This window comes from Paenibacillus sp. SJS-P3 (assembly GCF_056711585.1).
The window spans coordinates 3245109-3271146 of record NZ_CM160043.1 but is presented as its reverse complement, the minus strand read 5'-3'; the positions used below and the strand labels follow the sequence as shown (position 1 = coordinate 3271146).

Annotated in this window: 22 protein-coding genes; 20 read left to right on the top strand and 2 right to left on the bottom strand. The window is 57.6% G+C overall.

The annotated features are described in order from the left end of the window. Positions 1-88 precede the first annotated feature (88 nt). The 9 genes from AC06G8_RS15060 to AC06G8_RS15020 all read left to right on the top strand — a co-directional run bounded on the left by AC06G8_RS15060 (position 89) and on the right by AC06G8_RS15020 (position 6504). Entirely contained in the window at positions 89-616 is a 528-nt protein-coding gene (locus AC06G8_RS15060; protein WP_480283229.1) for a YqeG family HAD IIIA-type phosphatase, read from the top strand. Next, complete coding sequence (yqeH, locus tag AC06G8_RS15055) at positions 613-1734, top strand: ribosome biogenesis GTPase YqeH (RefSeq protein ID WP_447661534.1); 1122 nt, start codon at positions 613-615, stop codon at positions 1732-1734. The genes AC06G8_RS15060 and yqeH overlap by 4 nt, the downstream gene beginning before the upstream one ends. Positions 1735-1756: 22 nt before the next feature. Next, positions 1757-2653 carry a shikimate dehydrogenase gene (gene aroE / locus AC06G8_RS15050; RefSeq protein WP_480283228.1) on the top strand — a complete coding sequence of 299 codons (897 nt, stop codon included), beginning with the start codon at positions 1757-1759 and terminating at the stop codon, positions 2651-2653. A gap of 16 nt (positions 2654-2669) precedes the next feature. Then, positions 2670-2963, top strand: a complete 294-nt coding sequence (yhbY, locus tag AC06G8_RS15045) for a ribosome assembly RNA-binding protein YhbY (protein ID WP_480283227.1) — start codon at positions 2670-2672, stop codon at positions 2961-2963. A 52-nt stretch (positions 2964-3015) separates the two neighbouring features. Beyond that, a complete protein-coding gene (gene nadD, locus AC06G8_RS15040) occupies positions 3016-3636 on the top strand; it encodes a nicotinate-nucleotide adenylyltransferase (protein ID WP_480283226.1) in 621 nt (206 codons plus the stop codon). Further along, a complete protein-coding gene (gene yqeK / locus AC06G8_RS15035; RefSeq protein ID WP_480285452.1) occupies positions 3629-4201 on the top strand; it encodes a bis(5'-nucleosyl)-tetraphosphatase (symmetrical) YqeK in 573 nt (190 codons plus the stop codon). Before nadD ends, yqeK begins: the two co-directional genes overlap by 8 nt. Positions 4202-4212: 11 nt before the next feature. Beyond that, a complete protein-coding gene (gene rsfS, locus AC06G8_RS15030) occupies positions 4213-4560 on the top strand; it encodes a ribosome silencing factor (RefSeq protein ID WP_447661530.1) in 348 nt (115 codons plus the stop codon). Then, positions 4557-5504 (top strand): CvfB family protein, encoded by a 948-nt coding sequence (locus tag AC06G8_RS15025; protein ID WP_480283225.1) that lies wholly within the window; start codon positions 4557-4559, stop codon positions 5502-5504. The genes rsfS and AC06G8_RS15025 overlap by 4 nt, the downstream gene beginning before the upstream one ends. Positions 5505-5730: 226 nt before the next feature. Then, complete coding sequence (locus tag AC06G8_RS15020) at positions 5731-6504, top strand: class I SAM-dependent DNA methyltransferase (protein ID WP_480283224.1); 774 nt, start codon at positions 5731-5733, stop codon at positions 6502-6504. Between the two features lie 65 nt (positions 6505-6569). On the opposite strand, the gene AC06G8_RS15015 is transcribed toward AC06G8_RS15020, so the two are convergent. Continuing rightward, the gene (locus tag AC06G8_RS15015) at positions 6570-7094 is read right to left on the bottom strand and encodes a GNAT family N-acetyltransferase (protein WP_480283223.1); all 525 of its coding nucleotides are present in this window, start codon (positions 7092-7094) and stop codon (positions 6570-6572) included. 384 nt (positions 7095-7478) lie between these two features. On the opposite strand from AC06G8_RS15015, the gene AC06G8_RS15010 reads away from it, so the two are divergent. Further along, positions 7479-8000 carry a GNAT family N-acetyltransferase gene (locus tag AC06G8_RS15010; RefSeq protein ID WP_480283222.1) on the top strand — a complete coding sequence of 174 codons (522 nt, stop codon included), beginning with the start codon at positions 7479-7481 and terminating at the stop codon, positions 7998-8000. Between the two features lie 327 nt (positions 8001-8327). On the opposite strand, the gene AC06G8_RS15005 is transcribed toward AC06G8_RS15010, so the two are convergent. Further along, positions 8328-9050, bottom strand: a complete 723-nt coding sequence (locus AC06G8_RS15005; RefSeq protein WP_447661525.1) for a 3-ketoacyl-ACP reductase — start codon at positions 9048-9050, stop codon at positions 8328-8330. Positions 9051-9441: 391 nt separating this feature from the next. Between AC06G8_RS15005 and AC06G8_RS15000 the strand changes: the two genes are divergently transcribed. The 10 genes from AC06G8_RS15000 to AC06G8_RS14955 all read left to right on the top strand — a co-directional run bounded on the left by AC06G8_RS15000 (position 9442) and on the right by AC06G8_RS14955 (position 26038). Continuing rightward, a complete protein-coding gene (locus AC06G8_RS15000; protein WP_480283221.1) occupies positions 9442-10887 on the top strand; it encodes an extracellular solute-binding protein in 1446 nt (481 codons plus the stop codon). Positions 10888-10948: 61 nt separating this feature from the next. Then, a complete protein-coding gene (locus tag AC06G8_RS14995) occupies positions 10949-14032 on the top strand; it encodes an extracellular solute-binding protein (RefSeq protein ID WP_480283220.1) in 3084 nt (1027 codons plus the stop codon). A gap of 110 nt (positions 14033-14142) precedes the next feature. Further along, positions 14143-15012, top strand: coding sequence for a carbohydrate ABC transporter permease (locus tag AC06G8_RS14990; RefSeq protein WP_480285451.1), 870 nt, complete (start codon positions 14143-14145; stop codon positions 15010-15012). Between the two features lie 11 nt (positions 15013-15023). After that, positions 15024-15902 carry a carbohydrate ABC transporter permease gene (locus tag AC06G8_RS14985; RefSeq protein WP_480283219.1) on the top strand — a complete coding sequence of 293 codons (879 nt, stop codon included), beginning with the start codon at positions 15024-15026 and terminating at the stop codon, positions 15900-15902. Positions 15903-15914: 12 nt separating this feature from the next. Further along, positions 15915-17987 (top strand): YIP1 family protein, encoded by a 2073-nt coding sequence (locus AC06G8_RS14980; protein WP_480283218.1) that lies wholly within the window; start codon positions 15915-15917, stop codon positions 17985-17987. Then, positions 17980-20364 (top strand): DUF5696 domain-containing protein, encoded by a 2385-nt coding sequence (locus AC06G8_RS14975; protein WP_480283217.1) that lies wholly within the window; start codon positions 17980-17982, stop codon positions 20362-20364. Before AC06G8_RS14980 ends, AC06G8_RS14975 begins: the two co-directional genes overlap by 8 nt. Beyond that, on the top strand, positions 20361-21236 hold the full coding sequence (locus AC06G8_RS14970) for a carbohydrate ABC transporter permease (RefSeq protein ID WP_480283216.1): 876 nt from the start codon (positions 20361-20363) through the stop codon (positions 21234-21236). Before AC06G8_RS14975 ends, AC06G8_RS14970 begins: the two co-directional genes overlap by 4 nt. Positions 21237-21251: 15 nt before the next feature. Next, positions 21252-22229, top strand: coding sequence for a carbohydrate ABC transporter permease (locus tag AC06G8_RS14965; protein ID WP_480283215.1), 978 nt, complete (start codon positions 21252-21254; stop codon positions 22227-22229). A 1-nt stretch (position 22230) separates the two neighbouring features. Then, on the top strand, positions 22231-23556 hold the full coding sequence (locus AC06G8_RS14960) for a glucoamylase family protein (protein ID WP_480283214.1): 1326 nt from the start codon (positions 22231-22233) through the stop codon (positions 23554-23556). A 52-nt stretch (positions 23557-23608) separates the two neighbouring features. Continuing rightward, positions 23609-26038 carry a beta-galactosidase gene (locus tag AC06G8_RS14955; protein ID WP_480283213.1) on the top strand — a complete coding sequence of 810 codons (2430 nt, stop codon included), beginning with the start codon at positions 23609-23611 and terminating at the stop codon, positions 26036-26038.

The window sequence follows — 26038 nt, the reverse complement described above, 5'->3', positions numbered from 1 at the left end:
TTGACAGGGCGGTTCCTTTTTGCGCCGTTATCCTGTAATATGGTATAGTTTCGTAAGATAGCAGGCTCTAAGCAAGGGAGACTAAGCGATGTTTGAACGGCTGGTGCCGCACATGCGCGTGAAATCTATATATGAAATCGATCTTGATCTGCTGAAGGAGAAGGGTGTTCGAGGCATTATCACCGATCTCGACAACACGCTCGTCGGCGCCCGGACCGCACTGGCGACTCCGGAACTGATCGCCTGGCTCGACAGGGTCAGGGAACTCGGCTTCCAAGTCGTGGTCGTATCCAACAACCACGAGACGCGGGTATCCCGATTCGCCGAACCGCTGGCTATCCCGTTCATCCATGCGGCCCGCAAGCCGTCCACCCAAGCGTTCCGCAAGGCGCTGGCGGTGCTTGGCCTGGAAGCGGAACAGACGGTGGTCGTCGGCGACCAGATGATGACCGATGTATTGGGAGGCAAGCGGATGGGGCTGTATACGATACTCGTAGCTCCCATCTCGCCGGCGGATGAAGGCTTCGGCACCCGGATCAACCGGCTGCTGGAACGGATTGCCCTCTCCCGGCTGCGCCGCAAGGGCCTGTGGCAGGAGGAGGAAACAAGCAAGTGAGCGAAAAACAACTGGACAAGCAAGGATGCGCAGGCTGCGGAGCCGCGCTTCAGTCAGCCAGCAAGGACAAGCCGGGATACGTCCCGGCATCGGCCAAGGGCGGCGAAGCCGTCATCTGCCAGCGGTGCTTCCGCATCCGCAACTACAACGACGCCGTATCGGTGTCCATGGACCATGACGAATTCCTGAGGCTGCTCGGCGGCATCGCATCTACCGACAGCCTCGTCGTGCATATCGTCGACCTGTTCGACTTCGAAGGAAGCATGATCTCCGGCTTGCAGCGCTTCGTGGGCAACAACCCCGTGCTGCTCGTCGTCAACAAGATCGACCTGCTTCCGAAGGGAACGAACTACAACCGCATCCGCAACTGGGTGCAGCGGCAGGCCAAGGCGCAAGGACTGCGCACGGTCGATATCGTCCTGTGCAGCGCCAAGAAAGGCATGGGCTTCGAGCGGGTCGTGGAAGCGGTCGAGGAGCTGCGCGGCCGCCGCGACGTCTACGTCGTCGGCGCCACCAACGTCGGCAAGTCGACGCTCATCAACAGGCTCATTTCCGACTACAGCGATCTGGACCGGGAATTGACCGTATCGCGGTTCCCGGGAACGACGCTCGACGAGATCCGCATCCCGCTTGACGACGGCAAAGCCATCGTCGATACGCCGGGCATCGTGTACCGCTCGCGCTTGACGGAGCTCGTGCCGCGCGGCGTTCTGGGAGCTTTGCTGCCGGACAAGCCGATCAAGCCGCTCGTCTATCAGCTCGATGCCGGCCAGACGCTGTTCTTCGGAAGCCTGATCCGGTTCGATTATGCGGCCGGAGCCAATCTCAGCTTCACGCTGTACACGGCCAATGCGATGAAAGTACACCGGACGAAGATGGAGCGCGCCGACGATCTCTATGCCCAGCACAAGGGCGAGCTGCTTGCCCCGCCTTCGCGGGAAGAGCTCGAGAAGATGCCGGCCTGGACGCGCCATTCCCTGCGCATTCCAAAAGGAAGCGAGTCCGACGTGTTCGTCTCGGGCCTGGGATGGATCCGCGTCAACGGCACCAGCGGAGCGCAGATCGAAGTCTATGCGCCCAAGGGAGTCAAGGTTCTCGTCCGCGAAGCTTTAATCTGACATAGACGGGAGAGCTGACGGCATGATGGCAATGACGCATGGGATGACCGGAATGGAGATAGACAGCCATACGACCTTGTACGGCGTCATCGGCGACCCGATCCGGCATTCCAAATCGCCGGTCATGATGAACCGCGCCTTCCGCGAGACCGGAGTGAACGGCGCTTATGCCGCCTTCCATGTCGCGGCTGACCGGTTAGGCGATTTTTGGGCCGGAGTCAGGGCGATGGGCATCCGCGGCGTCAACGTGACCATTCCGCACAAGCTGGACGTCATGAGCCATCTGGACCATGTCGATGAAGGAGCCCGCTTGATCGGAGCCGTGAACACCGTCGTGAATGAAGGCGGCGTCCTGACCGGTTACAATACGGACGGAATCGGTTATGTCCGCTCCCTTAAGGAAGAGGCGCTGCCCGATCTGCGAGGCAAGCGCATCGCGGTTATCGGAGCCGGCGGGGCCGCCCGAGGCGTGCTGTACGCGCTGCTGAAGGAAGGCCCTGCCGAGGTCGCGGTGCTGAACAGGACGGAGGAGCGCGCCAGAGAGCTGGCGGAAGCCTTTGCCTCGCATGGACAGGTGCGGGCGCTCCCGCAGTCCGGCAGCGAGGCGGAGGACGTTCTCCGCTCAGCCGATCTCGTCGTGAATACGACCTCGATCGGGATGCATCCTAATGTAGACGCATGCCCTGTCGACGTATCGCTGCTGCAGCCGGACGCGGTCGCAAGCGACCTGATCTACAACCCGCTTGAAACCGCATGGCTGGCCCAAGCCCGCAGCCTCGGCCTCCGCACGCATGGCGGACTCGGCATGTTTATCTACCAAGGCGCTTACGCCTTTGAATACTGGACCGGCCTACCGGCTCCGACCGGAGCGATGAGGGAAGCCGTCCTGCAGGCGATGCAGGAGAAGTCCGCACCATAGAGAGGTATGTGATTTTATGTTGACAGGCAAACAAAAACGACATCTGCGCTCGATGGCGCATCATCTGACCCCGATTTTCCAAATCGGCAAAGGCGGCTTCAACGAGCAGCTGGTCAAGCATGTCGTGGAAGCGATCGAGAAGCGCGAGCTGCTCAAGGTCAATCTCCTCAACAATTGCGACGAGGATGCGCGCGAAGTCGGCGCCCAGCTGGCGCAAGGCTCCGGCTCGGAGCTCGTGCAGGTGATCGGCAAGACGATCGTATTGTACAAGGAATCCAAGGACTACAAGACGATCGTGCTTCCCCGCTAGGCTGCACCTTCCGTAATACCGAAGCTGCCGGGCATGGGGAGGAGGGGATACAATGCGCAAGGCAGGCATCATGGGAGGCACGTTCGATCCCATTCATATCGGGCACATGATCGCTGCGGAGAGGGCGATGGAAGCATGCGGGCTGGACGAGATGCTGTTCATCCCCAATGCCGGGCCTCCTCTCAAGGACCGCGCTCCGGGGGCTTCTCCGGAAGACCGCTGGAGCATGGTCCGGCTCGCCGTTCAAGCCCATCCCGGCTTCCGGGCGCTGGATATCGAGCTGAAGCGCGGCGGAATCAGCTACACGTACGATACCGTCCTGCAGTTGCAGGAAGAGATGCCGGAGACGGAATTCCATCTCATCATCGGAACGGACCGGATCGGGGATCTGCCGAAATGGCACCGGATCGGCGAGCTTGCGGAGAGGATCATCTTCATCGGCGTCGACCGGCCGTCCGACGACGGCGATCCGGCGGCATCCGCGACCGCTGCGGCCGGCAGACTGCCGGCCAAGCTGAGAGAGCGTCTGCTGCTGGCTTCGATGCCGCGGCTGGCGATTTCCTCGACGGCGATCCGGGCCCGCCTCGGAGCGGGCTTGTCGGTCCGGTACCTCGTGCCGGAGCCGGCGCTTGATTACCTTCTGGAGAAGGGACTGTACCGCCATGATGGATAAGCAGCAGATGATCGAATCGATTCGCTCCGGCATGCCTGAGCGCCGCTGGCAGCATGTGCAGGGCGTCATCTCGACGTCCATCGTGCTCGCCGGGCGGTTCGGAGCCGATCCGGACAAGGCGGAGCTGGCCGCCATCCTGCACGATCTGGCCAAATACTGGCCGGTGGACCGGATGGAGGAAGCGATCCGGGAGGAGGGCGCCGACCTCGGCATCCTGTCTTACGACAAGGAGTTGTGGCATGCGCCCGCAGGGGCGTGGATATCCCGCCGGGACTACGGCGTTACGGATATCGAGGTGCTCGACGCCGTCCGTTACCATACGTCCGGCCGGGCCGGCATGACGCTGCTGGACAAAGTGGTCTGTCTCGCGGACTACATGGAGCCGGGGCGGGACTTCCCCGGCGTGGACGGCATCCGGGAGCTTGCCGAGACCGACCTCGATGCCGCGCTTAGAGCCGGTTTCGATTCTACGATACGATTTTTGCTGGAGAAGGGAAAAATAATCTATCCCCTGACACTGGCTGCACGGAACGACCTGATCACGACTATAACCAATAGACATTAGGAGGCAACTGAATGGCCCTGAATTCCGAACAACTGCTGCAGGCCGCCGTCGAGGCGGCCGAAGATAAAAAAGCGGGCAACGTCGTCGCGCTCAACCTCAAGGATATTTCCCTCGTCGCGGATTATTTCGTCATCTGCCACGGCAATTCCGATACGCAAGTGCAAGCGATCGCCACGGAGATCCGCAAGCGCGCCCAGGAGGGCGGCGTGACGATGCGTGGCCTTGAAGGCATGGATACAGCACGCTGGGTGCTGATCGACCTCGGAGACGTTGTCGTGCACGTATTCCACCGCGAAGAGCGCGACTATTACAGCCTGGAGAGACTGTGGTCCGACGCCAAGGTCGTGGAGTTCGCATGACTCCTTATGCCGGACAAACATTGAAGCTGAGGGTGGCGCGCGAAGTGTCGCCCTTCGGCTTTTTTCTAAGCCTCGGAGACGAAGAGGATACGGAAGTTCTGCTGCACTACAGCGAGACGAACGGACATAAGCCGAAGGAAGGGCAGGAGCTGGAAGTGTTCCTGTTCCACGATACCGACGACCGTCTGTCCGCGACGATGAAAAAGCCGCTGATCCAGCTCGGCGAGCTGAAGCGGCTGGCTGTCGCGGACATCCACCCTCGTCTCGGCTGCTTCCTCGAGATCGGCCTCGGCCGCCAGCTGCTGCTGCCGCTCTCGGAGCTGCCGGAGCTCGTCGACCTCCGTCCGCTGCCTGGCGATGAAGTGTACGTCACGCTGTCGCATGACAAAAGCGGCCGCCTGCTGGGCAAGCTCGCGCGCGAGGACGATCTGGCGGGGCATGTGTTCCCGGTTCCGTCGACTTGGCGCAACCAATGGAAGGAAGGCTGGGTCAGCCGCACGCTGCAGATGGGGTCCTTCGTCGTCCTGGACGGCGATGTCATCGGATTCGGAGCTTACGGCATGATTCCGGCATCCGAGCGTCCGGAGCCGCTGCGCCTTGGCCAGCGCGTGCGCGCCCGGGTCACCTTCGTCCGCGAGGACGGCCGCGCCAACCTGTCGATGGGCCAGCTCAAGCAGGTCGGGCGCCTGGAGGACGCGGACCGCATCCTCGCGTTCATCAAGGAACGTCCGGGACAGGCGATGCCTTACTCCGACGAGACTCCTCCGGAAATCATCAAGAACAAGTTCGGCATCAGCAAGGGGGCGTTCAAGCGGGCCGTCGGCAAGCTGATGCGCGAAGGGCTCGTCCGCCAGGAAGGCAACTGGACGAAGCTGGTCACGGAAGCCGGGAGCGGCGCCCCGGCAGACGTCAAGGCGTCTGAGGAGAACGGCGGAGCCGAATAGCTTTCGCTCGGAGACGGCAACTTCGCTTGCGGGTTGGTGCTTGATGATCGGGGCAGCAGGCAAGGGCTCTGCCGATGCTGCGATAGAGCTCATTCCCGTTCAGCGGAAGAGTTGAGGGCAGGCGATGCCCCGCCATTCATCGGCAGCACCTGATAGCTTGATACGACTGATGCTCGCTTAGTGGAAGCGTCTGCCTTGCAAATGTGTTTGCTTAGGAGGTTTTGCCATGAGGGCTTACCGCCAATTCGCCGGCGTCTACGACCGGCTGATGGAAGATATGCCATATCCGGACTGGATCCGGTTCATGAGGGAATGCTGGGAGAGTTATGGCGTGCCGGAAAGCATCGCTGATCTCGGCTGCGGTACCGGCAGCCTGTCGATTCCGCTCGCCAAGTCAGGCTTCCGCGTCTATGGAATCGACCTGTCTGCGGACATGCTGTCCATCGCCCGCAGCAAGTGGGACGAGACGCCTCAGCAGGCGATCCGGTCGAATGCGGGCTCCGTCCGCTGGCTGCAGCAGGACATGCGGGACTGGGAGCTGCCGGATTCAGTGGACGCCGCAATCAGCTTTTGCGACTGCCTGAATTACTTGACGGAAGAAGAAGATATCGAAGCGGCCTTCAAGGCGACATTCCGGGGACTTAAGGACGGCGGCATATTCCTGTTCGATGTCCATGCGCCGTCCACGCTCAGGCGGTATGCGGAAGAGCAGCCGTTCTTCCTCGACGAGAGGGATGTCGGCTACATCTGGACCTCCGAGCTGGAGGAAGACCGCATCGAGATCCGCCATCATCTTACGATATTTGCCAAGGATGCGGGAGACCGCGACGGGCGTTTCATCCGCTTCGAGGAAACCCATCTGCAGCGCGCCTACGATCCCGACTGGATCGTCCGGGCTCTGAAGGCAACCGGCTTCAGCCGGGTGGACCGCTATGGAGACTTCAGGCTGAGGGAGCCGGTGCCGGATTCGGAGCGGCTGTTTTTTGCGGCGGTGAAATAGATCCAAAAGGGCTGCTCTCTCGACATTCGTCGGGAGGGCAGCCCTTTTGCCAGCTTTATTGAATTTTAATAATTTCTCTCCAAACACGTAATAGGAGAGGCATAGCAGTATTGGGGGAATTGCAGCTGCAGAAGTCTTTTTTTGATCAGTGGTGGGACCTTCAATCTTGAAAACCTATTTGACTTCATTCCTGTCATGCCGGGAGCATGGTTCTTGAATCCAAACGTTTCATAGAATGCTTCCTTGCCTTCCGCAGCGAACAGTCCCGTAAAAGCGATGCCGCTGTCCAGCTTGCTCTGTCGAACGTAGTCGAGCAGGTCTTCCATGATTCTTTTTCCGATTCCGCGGCCTTGATGCTCCGGGTGGACGGCGACATCCTGGATATAGAAATACATGACGCCGTCGCCGACGATCCGGCCCATTCCGACGGCTTCGCCGTCCAGCTCGGCTACGACGGCATAACGGGATTGGGGAATGGAATTCCGGACCATTCCGGCATCTACATGTCCCCACCCCACGGCTTGCCACAGGGAGATGAACTCCTCTACGGAAGGCTGACGCTCTTTTATGACGATGGATTTGAAGTTCATTGGCCCAACCACCTTTTGTTTATTTTTCAGGCGGCTTGGATACCCGCCCTCTATCAGAGGCATCGGTTCAGCTCCATGTTCTTCAACCCCTTTCATTGAATTCCTGATCGGCTCATGAGAAGCCGATTGCAGTACCTGCCGTTTTTGTAAACCTCATCCCTCAGGATACCATGCCGTCCCGGCGAAAGCCTCATTTCTCGTACCAGCGGATGCCCCGCAGCAGGACTGATTTTCCAATGAGCCTGATAGAACCCCTCTACCGTCGTTGAAGGCGACATGGTATACTTTCCCGAATTAGAGATTCGTTGCCGATCTGTAAGTTCCCTTTAATAGGGAAATGCCCGCATTGAGGATAATGGATAGAGAAATAGAGGGGGAAGAACGATGGCGAATGTGAGGCTGGTGGTTCCGCACTTGCGGCTGGAAAAGGAATATAAGGACTTTTACGAGGAATGGGTTGAGAGCGGAGAAAACATGGTTCCCTGGGTCATCGCGAAGGATCCGGCGGACTTCGCCGGGATGGTGGATTGGCTGGGGAAAAACAGCGCCGGCATCGGACTTCAGGAGGGCTGGGTGCCGGATTCGACGTTCTGGCTCGTCGATGAGACCGAGCGAGTGCTCGGAGCCGTCAACATCCGTCATGGCCTGACGCCGTTTCTGCTGACGAGCGGCGGTCATATCGGCTATGGAATCCGGCCTTCCGAGAGGCGCAAGGGCTATGCGACGGAGCTGTTGAGGCTGGCGCTGGAGAAGACATCCGAGCTCGGCATCGCCAAGGTGCTGGTCGTATGCGACCGCTCCAACGAGGCTTCGGCGAAGACAATCTTGAACAACGGGGGAGTGGAGGATGCTCCGCATACCGAGGAGAACGGGAATGTTGTTCGGAGATTCTGGATCGGCGGATAACTTCGTTCAGCCCTGTCTGAATGGACTCCGGAACTTCAAGCATGGAGCTGCCGAGAGGGCTCTACGTGGACAGCCGCGTTGCCCGAGGCCGCATACGGCTTCGTCTTGCCTGTCCCGAGGGAGATCGAGTCGTACGCCATCTCATCCTTACCGTGGATTATCGAACGATGGCTATGCTTTCATACGGGGACGAAAGCAGCAATGGGATGCGGATGAGAACCGGAGGCTCCGGATTCGGAAGCTTCCCCTTTTGCATTGCTGAAGCCAACAACTTCCGAAACGCCAAAAAGCCGGCATTCCTAGGGAATGCCGGCTAGTCTTTTGGAATCAAGGATTGGTCGTCCAGATGCCTGCGGTCTTGATGAATACGCGGTCCGGCAGCTTGAGCGTGGCGACGATCAGCTCGGCGACGTCCTCCGGCTGCAGGATGTCGTTATCGCTGTCGTTGCCCTTGAGCAGGCCGTTCGCGGAAGCGAGCGGTGTATTGACCGTGCTTGGCGTCAGCGCCGTGACGCGGATGTTCGACTTGCGGACCTCCTGCATGAGCGCCTCGGTGAAGCCCATGACGGCGAACTTGGATGCGTTGTAGGCGGAGCCTGTCGCGAAGCCGCGCTCGCCTGCAGTGGAGGCAATGTTGAGAATGGCGCCGCTTTTGCGCTCCAGCATGGAAGGAAGCACGGCATGGGTGACGTAATAGGTGCCGAACAGATTGATGCGGACGATCCGCTCCCATTCGGCCGGATCCATCTCGGCTACCGTGCCGAAGGTGGCGACTCCGGCGTTGTTGATCAGGACGTCGACGCTGCCCAGCTCATTGGCCAGGCCTTTGGCGGCATCGGCCGCCTCGGAGGCGTCGGAGATGTCGGCGACGGCGTAATGGACGCTGATGCCGTATTGGGAGGTCAGCTCCCTTGCCAGCGATGCCAGTTCGGACTCGGTGCGGGATATCAGGCCCAGATTGACGCCTTCCTTGGCGAGAGCGATCGCGGCCGCACGGCCGATGCCTTTGCCGGCTCCGGTGATGAGGGCCGTCTTATTTTTCAATTCCAATGGAATCTCTCCTGTCTATGTAGAATGGACTTGCACAGCATTTTTATTATATAGGAAGGCTGGATGAGGAACAAATGAAGAAGTCATGAGCTGGTGGGCATGAGCGGAATCCGAAAGCTGGCGATTACGGGTATCCATACACAAATAACCAATGTAAGCGATTAAAACCCTTGTATTTTTAAAAGCGCTAGGATATAATTCGATTTGATCGAATCGTTTCGATTGATAGCAAGCAAAAAAGCTCTAAGCAACATGGAAGCGGATACATACATACTTATTCGATATTGAGGATTAAGCCAGGGAGGGATGCTTTACAAAATGTAAGCGTATTCAGACATGACGACAAGTCCGAATTAATCTTTTCAAACCATTGACCAGGGGGAAGTAGGCTATGAAGAAATCACTAGTAATGTCTTTGACAGCCATAATCATGATGGTATTCGTTCTCGCCGGATGCAGCGGTTCAGGCAATAACGCCGGCAATGAAGGCGCTGTCAATACGGCACAGAACCAAGCGGCAGAGGAGCCGGCTCCTTCGGATTCCGGCGCAGCCAACAGCAACGACAATCAGGCAGCCGCGGAAAATACAGACGCTCCTGCAGATGAAGTGGTCACGCTGAAATTCGGCACTTGGAACGACCCTGTTGTCGAGCAGAAGAAAATCGATGCCTTCCAGAAATTGCATCCGAATATCAAGGTTGAAATCGACAAGTCCGTCACATGGCCGTGGGACGAGAAGCTCGGAGCCGCAGCCGCTGCAGGCAAGCTGCCGGATGTGTTCTTCGTGTTCAACGCTCCGGGCAACGTCTCGAGCAACTGGCTTGCCGACCTGACTCCGCTGCTCAAGGAAGATCCCGACTACAACGAGGAAAACATCTTCAACAACCTGAGCGCGACGGGCCAGTACAACGGCAAGCAATATGTTCTGCCCCATCAATTGTTTACGCAAGGCGTTCTCATCAACGTCGACTTGTTCAACAAAGAGAATATTCCGCTGCCGAAAGCGGATTGGACGATCGAGGAGTTCGAGAAAATCGCCAAAAAACTGACGAAGCCAAGCGACCATCAATACGGAATCGAAAATATTTTCGGAGCACGGGAAATGTTCGTTCCGCAATTCGACTCCAAGCTGGGCTGGCTGACTTATGACGGCACCCAGTTCAATTTTGACAAGCCTGCCTTCTCCGAAACGATTCACTGGATCAACAAGGTCGTATACAACAACAAGTCTTCGGTTGATCTCTACGACCGCAAAGAGCAGGACAAATGGTACGGCAAGGACAAGAGCGGGTTCCTGATGGGCAAAGTCGGCATGAAAATCGATGCGAACTGGGCTTTTGCCGATGTGCAGAAAAATGCCAAATTCAAATGGGACTTCCTTCCTATTCCTGGAAAAGACGGACAACGCGTTCCTATGATCACGGACTACATCGGCATGGCGCAAAATACGAAACACCCCAAAGAAGCGATGGAATTCATCAAATTCCTGACGTATTCCAAAGAAGGCTGGCTGGAGAGGATCAACAACATCGAGAAGCCGATTGTCACGATGCCGCTCCTTAACGACCGCGAGGTCTGGGATGCTTATCTGAAAACGACGTTCACGGCCCCTGGCCTGAAAGATGTCATTGCGGGAATACCAAACGGATTTGTCGACGGCTTCAAATGGCTGCCGGGCGATTCGGAGATTGTCGAAAAAGTTCTGAACCCATACGACACGAAAAAAGAACTCATGACGCTTAAGGTAAAACCTGAAGACGTCGCCAAAGACATTCAGAAAAAAGCGATGGACATCTTCAACCAGAACAAGCAGCAGATTGACGCTGCAACCAAGTAAACCAGGACGTCCCTCCCCGGTCTCCCGGGGAGGGAACTTCCGTTGGACCCGGGAGTGGTGGATGATGAGGAGAAAGTTGCTGACCATCGGAATGATCGGCGTGATGCTGCTCGGCGGCATCGATGCGCCAGCTTGGGCGATCCACCGCGCAGCGGCTGAAGGAAACGCCGGCAACGCACAGCCTTCGACCAGCAATTCCGACGTGCTGGATTCACTCTTTGGCGGAGCTTCATCCGGAAGCGGCAAGCCAAAGGACGAAAAGTCCCAAGAGGAAGGACAGAACAAGGAGGGTCCAGCTATTGTTCAGCAGGTCGTCGAAGACGACTATTTCGATGTGTTGGACAGATGGAGGAAAGAAGGGGCCAAAGAAGCAGAAGGCATCCGGGTCGAATTGCCGGCTCGGCAGTTCCGCATAAAGGGCCTGCCTGCACCGCTCTTGGCAGCTTCGCAAAGCGAAGGGTACGGAAAGGAAGTGCTCCGATGGGATGAGGAGACGCTTGAGGTTGAAATCCCGGTCAACGTGCCGCAAAGCGGCTTGTACAATCTGCAGCTTGATTACTACCCGCTGAGCGGGCAAATCCTGTCCATCCAGCGAGGGATCAAGATCAACGGGGAATACCCGTATTTTCAGGCGCGTCAATTCGAGCTGGACAAGCAGTGGAAGGACGACAATTATCCGTTCGACAAGGATTCGCTCGGAAATGATACTTTACCCGGGCAGAAGATGATTCCGGGCTGGATGAAGCAGACGGTTGAAGACCCGGCATCCGCAGATGACCGCCCCCTCCTGTTTTATTTGAAGCAAGGCGAGAACTTGATTTCCCTCCCGTTCATCGGAGAACCGGCTCTCCTTGGCGCGGCCGCCTTGATCAGTCCCGCAGCGGTGCCTTCCTATGAAGACTACGCGCAGCAAGGCGAATTCAAGCAAGCTCCCAAAGCCCTTCTCGTTGTCGAGGGAGAGCGTGCTTCGAGCAAGAACCAGCCGTTCATTCGCGTACAGGCGGACGGCAGTCCCTCTTCGGTCCCATTCGACAGCCGCAAGCAGCAGCTGAATGCAGTAGGCGGGGATTCCTGGCAGCTCAGCGGGCAAAGCGTGTCGTGGACGTTTGATGTTCCGGCAGACGGCGACTATCGAATCGCAATCAAATACAAGCAAAATACGAATACGAGCGAGACGGGGACCGACATGCCGGTGTACCGGACGCTGCAAATAGATGGCGCGATACCGTTCGAGGAAATGCGTCGGGTTGTATTCCCGTTTACGAAGAGCTGGAAAAACAAAATGCTCGAGAGCGCGGATGGCGAGCCGTACTTGTTCCATCTGCAAAAAGGGCAGCACAGCATCAAGCTGACGGCAAACGATGCCCCGTACAGGGATACGATCCGGACGATCAAGACGGTCATGAGCGGAATCAACGATCTGGCGATTGAAGTGAAGATGGCGACGGGAAATACGCAGGATTCCAACCGCGACTGGGACTTGACGGAGCAGATTCCGGGAGTTGCCGATCGGCTCCTCAAGTACTCGGATGAGCTGAGCAGCCGCTACGATGCGCTTGCGGCACAGATCTCCCGAAGTCCGGATGCCGCCAAATCCCTGGTCATCTCTGCGCAGAGGCTGCGCAATCTTGCGAAGGATCCGAATTCACTTCCGTATAAGTACGCCCAATTGTCCGAGGGCTCGGGCTCCATCATGCAGATGCTGGGAACATCGCTCGGCAAGCTCCCTAATCAGCCGCTGACGGTGGACCGTATCTACATGTATTCGGACAGCAGGCTTCCTGCCGCCCAAGCAAGCTTGTTCAGCCGGCTGTCCGCGAACGTGAGCGCCTTCCTGGGATCCTTCACGAAAGACTACTCGAAGGTAGGCGGCAGCGACCCGGATGAATTGCAAATTTGGGTCAACCGTCCAAGACAATATGTAACGATGCTGCAGCATGCGGCCGATGAGGAATTCACCAGGCAGACGGGCATCAAGGTTTCCTTTTCCCTCATGCCGGACGAGACGAAGCTGATTCTGGCCAATGCCGCCGGCAACTCGCCGGATATGGCGCTGTCGATCAACAACGTGACGCCGTTCAACTTGGCCATTCGAGGAACCTTGTCCGATCTCGCGCAGTTTCCGGATTATGAAGAAGTCGCGAAGCGCTTCTCGCCGGGAGCGATGCTGCCGTTCCGGTTCGACGGTGGAGCTTATGCCCTTCCTGAAACGCAAAACTTCTGGGTGATGTACTACCGCAAGGATATTTTAAACGCGCTTGATATCCCGCTGCCGGAGACGATGGACGACGTGCGGCGGATATTGCCCGACCTGCAGCGCTACGGCCTGAACTTCTTCCATCCGCTGTCTCAGACAGGGGGCTTGAAGCCGTTGACGCTGACCTCTCCATTCATCTATCAAAGCGGAGGAGAGCTGTTCAAGGAGAACGGAACCGGGGCAGCGATCGATTCCGAGAATGCGGTTGCGGGCATCAAGCAGATGACGGATTTGTTTACCGTGTACAATCTTCCGCTAAATGTGCCGAGCTTCTACAACCATTTCCGCGACGGCAGCCTGCCGATCGGCATTTCCGATTTTGCCACGTATGTGCAGCTCACATCGGCTGCGCCGGAAATCAGCGGCCTCTGGGGCATCGCTCCCGTGCCTGGCGTGAAGGCGGCGGACGGAACCATCGAACGCTGGCAGACAGGAACGGGGCAGTCCGCAGTCATATTCAAGAACAGCAAGCGCCAGGCCGATGCCTGGGAGCTGCTAAAATGGTGGACGTCCAAGGAGACGCAGGTTTCTTTCGGCAACCGCATGCAGACGATCTACGGACCGACCTACAAGTGGAACACTGCGAACCTGGAAGCATTTCAACAGATGCCCTGGCCGGCAGAGGATATCGGCGTCATCCGGGAGCAGTGGAAGTGGCTTAAGGATGTGCCGCATCTGCCAGGCGATTACATGCTCGAGAGAATGCTCAGCGACGCCTGGAACAAGATCGTGTTCAATGGCGTCAACCCGCGCCGCGCCATCGAGGACGCCACGATACTTACGAACCGCGAGATGGCGAAGAAGCTGGAGGAATTCAAGTATATGGAAAACGGCAAGCTGGTCAAACCGCTGGAAGTGCCGAAGCTCCATGAAGAGAAAGGCAGGTGAGAATCCCGATGAAAGCTTCCTCTGAGCTTGCTCCCGGAAATCCCTTATATTCGGCCGAAGAGAAGCCGCTGAAGCAGAAATGGCATCAGAAGAAGGGATTCCGCGATGAAATGTCCGCCTATCTCTTCCTGAGCCCTTATCTGATCATGTTCTCCATGTTCATCGTCATCCCTGTGCTGGCCGCGATCGTCTTGTCATTCACCTATTTCAATACCGTGCAGGCGCCGGAATTCATCGGACTGCAAAACTATGTGAATCTGCTGACGCAGGACAGCGAGTTCATGATGTACGTGCTTCCGAACACGATCAAATTCGCGCTGCTCGTCGGGCCGGGCGGGTACATCCTGTCGTTCTGGCTGGCCTGGCTGCTGGCGCAAATTCCGCGGAAATCCCGCACTTTGCTGGCTCTGGCGCTGTATTCGCCGTCCTTGACAGCGGCAGTCGCTATGGCAGTCGTATGGCTGACTGTGTTCAGCGGCGACAGCACCGGCTACCTGAACGCCTTTCTGATCGACTGGGGGTTCATCAACGAGCCGATTCAGTGGACGCAGTCCCCTCATTATCTGATGCCGATCATGATAACGGTTACGCTCTGGAACAGCATGGGCGTCGGCTTCCTGGCGATGCTGGCGGGAATTCTGAACGTCAACCCGGAGATGTACGAAGCTGGCTACATCGACGGCATCCAAAACCGGCTGCAGGAAGTGTGGTATATCACGATTCCGTCCATGAAGCCGCAAATGCTGTTCGGAGCGGTGATGGCTATCGTCGGCACCTTCCAAGGCGGAGAGATCGGCGTGCAGCTGTCCGGAGCGAATCCGACGCCCCAATATGCCGGCCAGCTGCTGATCAACCACATTGCCGACTACGGGTTCATCCGCTATGACATGGGATATGCATCTGCGGTGTCGGTCGTGCTGCTGCTCGTCATTTACGGATTCACAAAGCTGTCCTGGCGGCTGTTCGGAGAAAAAGACTAAGGAGCGTGTTCGTGCTGGCTTCCTTTCACGGAAATAAAATCAACCCGAGCCGCTTCAGTCTCGGGCAGCTCAAATTCTATCTGTTTCTTATTCCGCTCGGCATTGTAATGGTGCTTCCAATCGTTTTTATTTTCTCCCAGTCGCTTAAGCCGCTGGATGAATTGTTCGTGTTCCCGCCGGCGTTTCTCGTCCAGAAGCCGACGCTGGAGAATATGTACAGCCTTCTCGCTGTGGCGGATATGAGCAAGATACCGGCTACCAAGTATTTATTCAACAGCCTCCTCGTCACGGTCGTCGTCGTCATGCTCTCGCTCATCATCAGCGCCATGACCGGGTACGCGCTGTCCAAGAAGCAGTTCAAATGGCGCAAAGCATTGTTCGAAGTGAATACGATCGCTCTGATGTTCGTGCCGGCGGCGGTTACGATTCCACGGTACCTCGTCGTGGAGAAGCTCGGATTGATCAACAGCTATATGGGTCATATCCTTCCGCTTCTGGCTCTGCCTGTCGGCGTGTTCCTGATCAAGCAGTTCGTCGATCAGATTCCGAACGAGCTGATCGAGGCAGCCCGCATGGACGGGGCGAACGATATGACCGTGTTCGCGAGAATCGTCTTGCCGGTCATCAATCCGGCGATGGCGACGGTTGCGATCCTTGCTTTCCAGGCGTCGTGGAACAACACCGAGACGTCAGCCTTGTACATGAGCCAGGAGACGCTGAGGACGTTTGCCTTCTATATGACCACGCTGACGACTACGGTAGGCAACAATGTGGCTGGCCAAGGAATGGCTGCGGCAGCGGCCTTGTTCATGTTCCTGCCGAATCTGATCATATTCATCTTCATGCAAAGCCGTGTCATGGACACGATGGCGCATTCCGGAATCAAGTAGAGGGGGAGAACGATGAGAAAGACCAAGTTCAGTTTGCTGGCCGGCATTGTGTTCTCCCTGCTGTTCGCCTCGATGCCGGCGCAGGCCGCCACGTACGAATCCTTTACGATCAATACCCAGGGGCAATTCCGACCGACGCAAAGCGCTTATCTCCCGATAGGGATCGTGGACGGGCACAGCATCTTCGGGGAGGAAGGAGCCAAGCTGGCTGCTGCGGACAGCGGCTTCAGCCTGGAGCTGGACCAGCCGGAGGATATGTTCATCGACAGCCGCAGCCATCTATTCGTTGCCGATACAGGCAATGCCAGAATTCTGGAGCTTGACGAGCAGGGCAATAAGGTCCGGATCATCGGAGAGGGCGAGCTGGAGGAGCCTACCGGAATCTACGTGGACGAGGCCGGCCTGATCTATGCGGCGGACTATGGGGCCGGCCAGGTCGTTATATTCGGCTCCGACGGGAAGAAGCAGAGGACCATCGGCAAGCCCGGCGCGCTGCTGTTCGGCAAGACCAACGAGTTCAAGCCGCGCAAAGTAGCTGCAGACAAGCGCGGAAACATTTACATCGTAGGTGAAGGGCTGATCCAAGGACTTGCGGAGCTCAGCTCCGAGGGCGATTTCCTCGGTTATTTCGGCGGCAACCGCACCGGGTTCGACCTGGAGAGGGCCGTGCAGAAAATCTTCTTCACAAAAAAGCAGATGAGCCAGCTGTCGCAGAAGCTTCCTCCGTCTCCGTCGAACCTGACCGTGGATCAGGACGGCCTTATCTACACTTCAACGACAGGAGTCGAGAGCAACAGCATCAAAAAGCTGAACGTAGCGGGAGATGACTTGCTTAACTCTTCCACCTTCATGAGCCCGAATGTCGCGGATATCACCGTGGACAGCATGGGCAGCATTTTTGCAGCGGACTCGGTCGAAGGGTACGTCAGCGTATATGACAAAGACGGCAGCATGCTGTTCAGCTTCGGGGGCAACGACACAGGATACCAGCGGCTCGGGTACTTCAAGTCCCCGTCCGCCATCGCGGTGAGCGGCAGCGGCATTCTGTACGTGCTCGACAAGGAACGCGCCAACATTCAGCTGTTCAAGCCGACTCCGTTCGCCCAGCTCGTCTACAAGGCGATCGGACTGTACTTGGACGGCAAATACGTGCAGAGCCTGGAGCCATGGCGGGAAGTGCTCAGGCAGAACAGCATGTTCGATCTGGCGCATGTAGGGCTCGGCCTCGCTTATTACAAGCAGGGCGAGTACGGCAAAGCATTCGAGGAGCTCAAATTCGCCCGCAACGTCAATGAGTATTCCAATACCTATTGGGAGCTGCGGCGGGCATGGATGATGAGCCATATGTCGAAGATTCTGCTCTCGATCGCGGGAGCTGCGGCGCTGTGGCTCATCTTGAGACGGTTGTATCGGACCAAGGGCTTCGGCGCTCCGGCCGTGCAAGCGGCCCGCCGCGTAAGGGACAAGAAGCTCATCAGCCAGCTGCTGCACGCCTTCCGGATGCTGAGGCATCCGTTCGACGGCTACTATGAGCTGGAGAACGGCCGCGCATCCGTGCTTTCGGCCACTCTGCTGCTCATCGTCATGGTGGCGGTCCGGATCTATGAGGTTCTGGGGACCAATTTCATCTTCAGCGGTGTCGACCCTCTGAGGGTCAACCTCGTCGGAGAAGTGCTGAAGCTGCTCATTCCTTTCTTTGCCTGGGTGCTGTGCAACTATCTGGTGAGCGTCATCAACGACGGCGAAGGGAAGTTCAGGGATGTCTATAAAGGCTCGGTATATGCGCTCAGTCCTTATATCCTTTTCTCCGCGCCGGTCACGACCATGTCCAAAGGCCTCACGCTGCTGGAGGCGGTCGTCTACGATTACTCCCGGCTGTTCATCATTCTGTGGTGCCTGTTCTTGATGGTTGTAATGGTGAAGGAAATCCACGGCTATGAAATCAAGGAAACGTTCAAAAACATTGTCATGACGATTTCGGGAATGGCCGTCCTGGCTCTGATTGCATTCATATTCTTCGGCTTGTCCAACCAAGTGTGGGACTTCGTGCTGAGCTTGGCGGAAGAGGTGAAATATCGTGTCTGATTCCAGCAAAAGGAAGCTGATGCTGCTTGCGGCCGCTGTTGTCATCGGCGGAGCCGCGCTTATGAACGTCTATGACGTCCGCCGCTCGGATGCTGCCGGCGGCAGCGATCCGATGCAGTCGGCAGCAGCGGTCTCGAAGCCGGGAACGGCAGCTGCTGATTCTCCCTTGGAGCCGGCCCGTCCGGACTTTCAGAATGAACAATTGTTTTTCCGTTCCAACGGATATACGATGCCGGAATCCGGCCAGCAGGAGTCTGTTCCTGCTGCGCCGATCCGGGCGGATTACGAGAAAATCGGCGAAAACAGCCGCATGGCTCTGTATCTGAACAGGCAAACGTTCGCCATCCAGATTCAGGATTCGGCCAGCGGATATGTATGGTCTTCCGAGCCGAGCGAGAGCGACCTGCAGTCGGAGGAGCTTAACGAAGACTGGAAAAATGCGATGCAGTCGCCTTTTCTGTTGGATTATTATACCGATGACGGGAAGCGTACATCTTCCAATTACAAGTCTCTCCAAGGCAGAGCGGCGGCAGTTGCGAGCATCGACAACGGCGTCGAGATCGCCTATGAGCTGCCGGCTATCGAGGCGGCGCTGAAGATTCGGGTGGCTCTTGAAGAGGACGGCGTCGTCTTCAAGCTGCTGAACGACAGCATCGTGGAAAAAGGACCAGGCAAATTGGCATCGGTGCAGATGTATCCGTTCCTCGGTGCCGTTCGCGGCGCGTCCGTGCCGGGATACTTGTTCATACCGGACGGCAGCGGGGCTCTTATCCGGTTCACGAGCAGTCACACGTCGTTCGATGAGCCTTATACCGGACAGATCTATTACAGCGACTTTGGAGTCGGCGGTTTCGACAACGCTATGAACAAGGTCGGAGTTCCCGTATTCGGTATCGTCCATGGCGTCAAGCAGAACGCCCTGCTGGGCATTGTGGAGGACGGCAAGATGAACGCCGAAATCGTCGCTTACCCGAGCGGAGTGAACACGAGCTTCTACTGGATTTCGGCGCGGTTCATTATCCGCTCCGGTTATTATCAGCCGACCAGCAAAGCGATGGGCGGCATCAACATGTATACAAAGGGGAAGACGGAAGGCGACAAGCAGGTACGCTACCGGCTGCTCAGCGGCGGGCAGTCCGAGTATGCCGGGATGGCCCAGAATTACCGCTCGTATCTGCAGGCGCGCGATATGCTGCCTAGCCATCCGGCAAATAAGCCGGAGCCCAAAGACATTCCGCTTCGGATCGATATGCTCGGGGGCGAAATGACTTCCGGACTCCTTGACCGCGGAGTCGTGAAAATGACTTCATTTGCTGAAGCGCAAAGCATTCTGCAGGATCTGAAGCAATCCGGCATAACCAATATCCGTGCCGGACTGCAAGGCTGGAGCAAGGGCGGCGCGAGCAGCTCCCAGCCGGCTGCTCCGAGGTTCGAGCAGGCGCTCGGCGGCAGCAAGGGCTTGAAGAGCCTGGCCGCGTATGCCAAGCAGCAGCACATCGAGCTTTACCTGAATACCGATTACTCGTACATGCAGGAAAAAAGTCCGAGGGTGGATCCCCGCACCGATTCGGTGCGCATGATTACGAACCGCCTCCTGGAATTCAATTCCTTCGGCAGGTATAACCGTGAACTGTTCGGCGATCTCAAGAGCTACATGCTCAGTCCCGACAAGGCGCTGCCGCTCGCTGCGGAAGACTTCCGCGCCTTCCGCGCTGCCGGCATTTCAAGCGTAGCGATCGACAGCACCGGTTACTTGTTGTACTCCGATTTCAACAAGAAGAAGAGCATCAATCGGTCGCAAGCTGCGGAGCTGTACGGCAGGCTCGGCGATGAGGCGGCCAGCCAGTCCATCCGCCTCTCCTTGTATGAGCCCAGCGATTATATGCTGAAGCATACGGCGGCCTACTTCAATATGCCGCTGGACTCGTCGCAATTCGTATATTCGACAGACACAGTGCCGTTTCTGCCGATGGTCCTGCATGGCAGCATCGATTATTTCGGGAGCTACGGCAACAACAATCCCGATCCGGAACTGGATCTGCTGCGGATGATCGAATACGGGGCCTATCCGTCGTTCCAGGTCACGAAAGAGCCGACAAGGAAGCTTCAGAATACGCCTTCGAATCATTTGTATACGACGGAGTACAGCGATTGGGCGCCGCAGATCAAGAAGCAGTATGCAAAAGCGAACGAGGCGTTGAAGCAGGTGAAGGACGCGGCCATGACGGACCGCCAAGCGATGGATGAAGGTGTCGTCAAGGTCAGCTACGGCAACGGCGTGGATATCTGGGTCAATTACACCTCGAAGGATTATGCTTCGGGCGCCGTCTCGGTCAAAGCCCGCGATATGGCCGTAACAGGAGGCGGACAGCCATGAAAATAACCAAATCGAGACGGGAAGCCTTGATCGGATTGACGCTGATATCCCCGTGGATCATCGGATTCCTCGTATTCATGGCCTATCCGCTCTTGTTCTCTCTCTATATGAGCTTCAATAAAGTGATGATTACCCCGACCGGAATTGAAACGAGCTATCTCGGCTGGAGCAATTACAAGGATGCGTTTCTGGTCGATGCGGAGTTTTCGCAAAAGCTGTTCCTGTTCCTGAAATCCAATCTGCTCATGATTCCGATCGTCATCGTATTCTCTCTGTTCGTAGCCCTGCTCATCAACCAGCCGATCCGGGGAAGGAATCTGTTCCGGGCGATCTTCTTCCTGCCGGTCGTCATCACGAGCGGCGAAGTCGTCCAGGAGCTGTTCGCCCAAGGCGCGGCTACGATTCCGGTCATCGAGAAGTACGGCCTGGTCACGATGATCGAAGACAATCTCTCGCCCGGACTGGCTGTCCCGATTATCAGCATCATCAATCAGTTCATCCTCATCCTGTGGTATTCGGGCGTGCAGATTCTGATCTTCCTTGCCGGCTTGCAGAAGGTGAACACTCAGGTTTACGAGGCTGCAGCGATGGATGGGGCGTCGCCTTGGGTGACGTTCTGGAAAATCACGCTGCCGGAGGTGAAGCCGTTCATACTGGTCAATCTCATCTATACCGTGATCGATTTGTTCACGAACGGGTTCAGCGATGTCATCAAGCTGATCCAGGACAATATGTTCAAGGCCGGTACAGGCTTCGGGTATGCCAGCGCTCTGGCATGGATCTATTTTGCGGTCATATTCATCGTGCTGCTCGTCTTCGTGCTCTTCTTCCGCAGCAAGGAGACATCGATCCGAAATGCCAGACGGTCCTAAAGGGGGGAATCCAAGATGAGAGACATACCGGCTGCCGAGCCTGAGCGGCAGCAGCGGGATCGGCGCGATCAAGCCCGGAGGGTTCTGCATAAAGCGAGAAGCCTTCTGCTGGGGCGCCAAGGAAATGACGGCTGGCTGTTCAAGACGATCATCTATGTGCTGCTGATCAGCACAGGTTTCATTTATTTGTATCCGCTGCTGTTCATGGTCTCGCAAAGCTTCAAGAACCTGGACGATCTTCTGGATCCGACGGTGGCCTGGATTCCGCGGAGCTTGTATTGGGACAACTACGTCCAGGCATGGAACGTCCTTCATTATTTGAAGACGCTCGGAAGCACGCTGCTGAATTCGGTGCTGCCCGCCGTCGCCCAGACGATCTCCTGCGCGGTTGTCGGCTACGGCTTCGCCAAGTACAGGTTCCCGGGCAAGTCCATCCTCTTCGGGCTGATGCTTGTCACCTTCGTCGTACCGAAGCAGGTCATCATGATTCCGATGTTCCTGCTGTTCAAGGAATACGGCATGCTGGAGACGCCGCTTCCGTTCATCGTTCCCGGCCTGTTCGCCCAAGGCATCAGGAGCGCGCTGTTCATCCTGATCTACTATCAATTTTTCCGGACCATTCCCGTTGCGCTGGAGGAAGCGGCGCAGATCGACGGAGCAGGCGCGTTCAAAACGTTTTTCCGCATCATCCTGCCCATCTCGGTGCCGGCTGTCGTCGTCGTGTTCCTATTCTCCATGGTATGGCACTGGAACGAGACGTACCTAGCCTCCTTGTATTTGGGCAATGCGATGACGACGCTGCCGCTTGAGCTGAAAACCTTCAACGATTCTTTCAAGGCGATGTATACAGGGGGAGCCTCTGTAACGGATGTCAACGAATCCATCCGGATGGCCGGTACGCTGCTGATCGTTCTGCCGCTGCTGATCCTTTACCTCATCGCGCAGAAGCATTTCACGCAGGTCGTGGACAAAACAGGGTTGACGGGGGAATGACATGGGGCTCATTCGTACGGGGTTGCTGGTCTTGACGGCAACCGCATTAATCATGGCAGGCTGCACCGGCTCCAAGAGCGCGGGACGGGGCATCGCGGAAAGTCCGGACCGGGGTACGGAAGCGCTGCTGGAGAAGGAAAGCCGGCTGAGCTTCGATTTCTTCTGGAACGAGGCGAACACCGAGCCGGGAAGCAAGGGATACGGTCTTGTCGCGGACAGGGCTCCCGGCAATCCGGGCTTGTCCAGCGTCGCATCCACCGGCTTCGGGCTGACGGCCCTCGCCATCGGCGCGGAACGCGGCTGGGTGAAGAAGCAGGATGCTGAAGATCGCGCTTCGGGGACGCTGGACACGCTCCTGAACCATGCCGCGAAAGAACATGGATTCCTGTACCATTTCCTGGATATGCAGGACGGATCCCGGGCTCCCGGAAGCGAGGTGTCAGTCATCGATACGGCGATCGCTCTGAGCGGGGCGATCGCTGCCGGGGAATATTTCGGCGGAGAGGTGAAGGAGAAGGCCGGCAAGCTGGCCGCTCAGGTCGAATGGCCCTGGTATGTGGACCCGTCCAACAATCAGTTCTACATGGGCTATTCGCCGGAGAACGGATTTGCGGGACACTGGGATTTCTACGCGGAGCAGATGATGATGTATGTGCTCGCGGCGGGCTCCCGAACCCATCCCGTCCAGGGAGACCTGTTCTATGCGTTCAAGCGGGATTCAAGAGCCTATGGGAACGGCAAGCCGTTCATCCATTCCTGGTTCGGCTCGATATTCACTTACCAGTTCACCCATGGCTGGTTCGACTTCCGCGGTTTGGCAGACCGGGAAGGCGTCAGCTGGTGGGACAATTCCGTCGCCGCTTCGGAGTCTGCCAGGCAGTATGCGATCGACATGGCAACCGCCTACAGAACGTTCGGCCCGGATGCCTGGGGACTTACCGCGAGCGATGGACCGGATGGATACAACGGCCTCTACGGGTCGCCTCCGTCAGGCTTCGACGACGCTGCTCATGCTGTCGACGGGACGCTCGCCCCGGCAGGCGCCCTCGGCTCCATCGTGTTTACGCCTGAAGCCTCGCTCGCTGCGCTGAAGCATTTCGCCGCAAAGCCCGAGCTGTGGACCGAGTACGGGCTGGCCGATGCCTATAATGAAACGCTGTCGCCGACGTGGATCAGTCCAGACGTGATCGGCATCGATAAGGGGATTACGTTGCTGATGATCGAGAACTACCGCAGCGGATTTGTGTGGGAGCTGTACGGCAAGAGCGAGATCGTGAAGGCGGGCGCCAAGGCTGTCGGCCTCGTCCCCGCAGCGAGCCGGCCCTAGACGCCGCGAGCAAGCGGATGCCATATCTAAACCGTAAGGAAGGGATCACATCATGATTGAAATCGTCAACAAGCAGATTCGGATCGACGGCAAGCCGCAGATGATCATGAGCGGCGAAATCCACTATTTCCGCCTGCAGCGGGACGAGTGGCAGGATCGGATCGACAAGCTGAAGCTGGCGGGCTGCAATGCGGTGGCCAGCTATGTGCCGTGGCTGTGCCATGAGCCGCGCAAGGGCGAGTTCGATTTGGACGGACGCACCCGGCCGGAGCTCGACTTGGGAGGCTTCATCGATTTATGCCGCGACAACGGACTGTATTTCTTCCTTCGTCCAGGTCCGTTCATCATGGCGGAGATGAAAAACGAGGGCTTGCCGTACTGGATCTATGAGCAGCACCCGGAAATCGTCCCGTCGGGCTGGGACGGGCGTCCTGCCACGACCCGGACCGTCGATTATCTCGCGCCGGCATTCCTTGAAGCCTCACGCCGCTGGTATGCGGCAGTGATGGAGGTTGCGGCTCCGCGGCTCCAGCCTAATGGAGGGAATATCATCGCCGTGCAGCTGGACAATGAGATCGGCATGCTGTCATGGGTCAGCAACGGCCCTGATCTGACGGATCTCGTCCTGGATGATTTCGCCTCCTGGCTGGGACGAGCCTACGAGCCGGAGCAGCTTGCTTCCCGCTATCCGTTCCGCCTGGAGGATGCCGAGAGCCGCAGCAGAGGCATCCGCTCCCCGGCAGAGGACTATGCTCCCGGCCTGCATGCGGATCTGGGGCGTTATATGCGGAACCGGTTCGCCCGCTACGTCGACGAGCTGAGGGGGTATGCCGAAGCTTGCGGCGTGAAGGATATTCCGTTTGTCGTCAATATTCACGGCACGGGCGGCGGCAGAGGATTCACCTTCCCGATCGGAATCAGCCAGCTGTACGAGACTTATGAGGGCAAGCCGGGTTATCTTTCCGGCTCGGATATTTATTTCGGCGATCTGGATATGAATTCATTTCAGGATCTGTATCTGATCAACGGATTCATGGACGCTGTCCATGACGAGCATCAGCCGCTGACCTCGGTTGAGTTCAACTGCGGCGACGGCAACTTCGGTTCTACCTTCGCCGCCAGATACGACGTTTCCGCAGCCGATCTGAAAATGCGGATGTGCGTTGCCCAAGGCAATCGTCTCATTAATTACTACCTGTTCACCGGCGGCCGCAATTATGTTCTGGAGGACAAGCCCGGCGACGGGAACGACCGCGTCGCCTTCACCGGGGAGCGCCACGGATTCGCGGCGCCGGTCAGCCCGGAGGGAGAGCTGAACTATACGTTCGGCCGCATGGCCAGAGGCATCCGCGCGGTTCGGGCCGCCCAGGACAAGCTCTCGGTGATGAAGGAGGAGCGCGATGCCGTCTCCTTCGCCTTTATCCCCGATTATTACATGACCGAATACCGGTATCCTGGAAGCGCGATGATGAAGGCCATCCACGAGAACATCGAGGCGAACCGCGCCCACTGGAGCTGGGAGACGATGGCTCGGGCGATGCTGCTGGCCGGCTACCGCTTCGGCGCAGCCGACATTCAGAACAAGCCGATTCGAAAGTCGGAGGTTCCGGTATTGGCTCTGCTCTCCGCAAAATACATGGACAGCCATGTCCAGGGCAAGCTCGCCGATTACATCCGCGAGGGAGGAAAGCTGCTTCTCTATGGAGAGGTGCCGCTATATGACATGGAGGGCAATCCTTGCACGCTGCTCGCCGATGTGCTCGGCTTGAAGCATACAGGAGACTTCAGCGACTCGATGCATGCCTATCCTTCCGTAATAGCCGAAGGCTGGGCAGCGCCCCGTCCGGAGGTACGCACGCATTTCGCCCAGACGTTTCAGCCAGAAGGATCGGCCGAAACGCTGTTCCGCCTGTATGGGGAAGGCAAGGCATGCGGCTTCGACATTCGGTGCGGCGCGGGCCGCGCGATTGTCCTGACCGCCCGCTACAATTGCGATATCGGATTGTATCGTACCGCGCTCGAGAAGCTCGGCGCGCATGCGGAGCTTACGCATGATTGTCCTCATCACGGCATTTTCATGACATCCACACGCAATGAGCAAGGAGAGCGATTCCTTCATCTGCTGAATCTCGATGGCTTCGACAAGAAGTTCCGTATCTATGAAAAGGGCCTGCCGCTTTTGGATGGACGCGAGATTTGGCTGGGAAGCAGGGACGGCGTCATGCTGCCGCTCCAGGTGAAGCTGAGCGAGGCCGTCACCGTCGCCTATGCGACCGGAGAGATCACAGGGGTCGAAGACCGCGCCGTCTCGTTCCGCCTGACCCAGCCGGAAGACGCGATCATTCTGATCACTCCGCTCGATGCGGAGCCGAGTCCCGCCTATCGTGCCGAGCGCCATGGAGACGCGCTCCATATCGTTTCGAGGCAGCATGCCAAGGTTGATGATCGCTTGACGATCACCTTCGCAGCGCCGCTCTCTTAA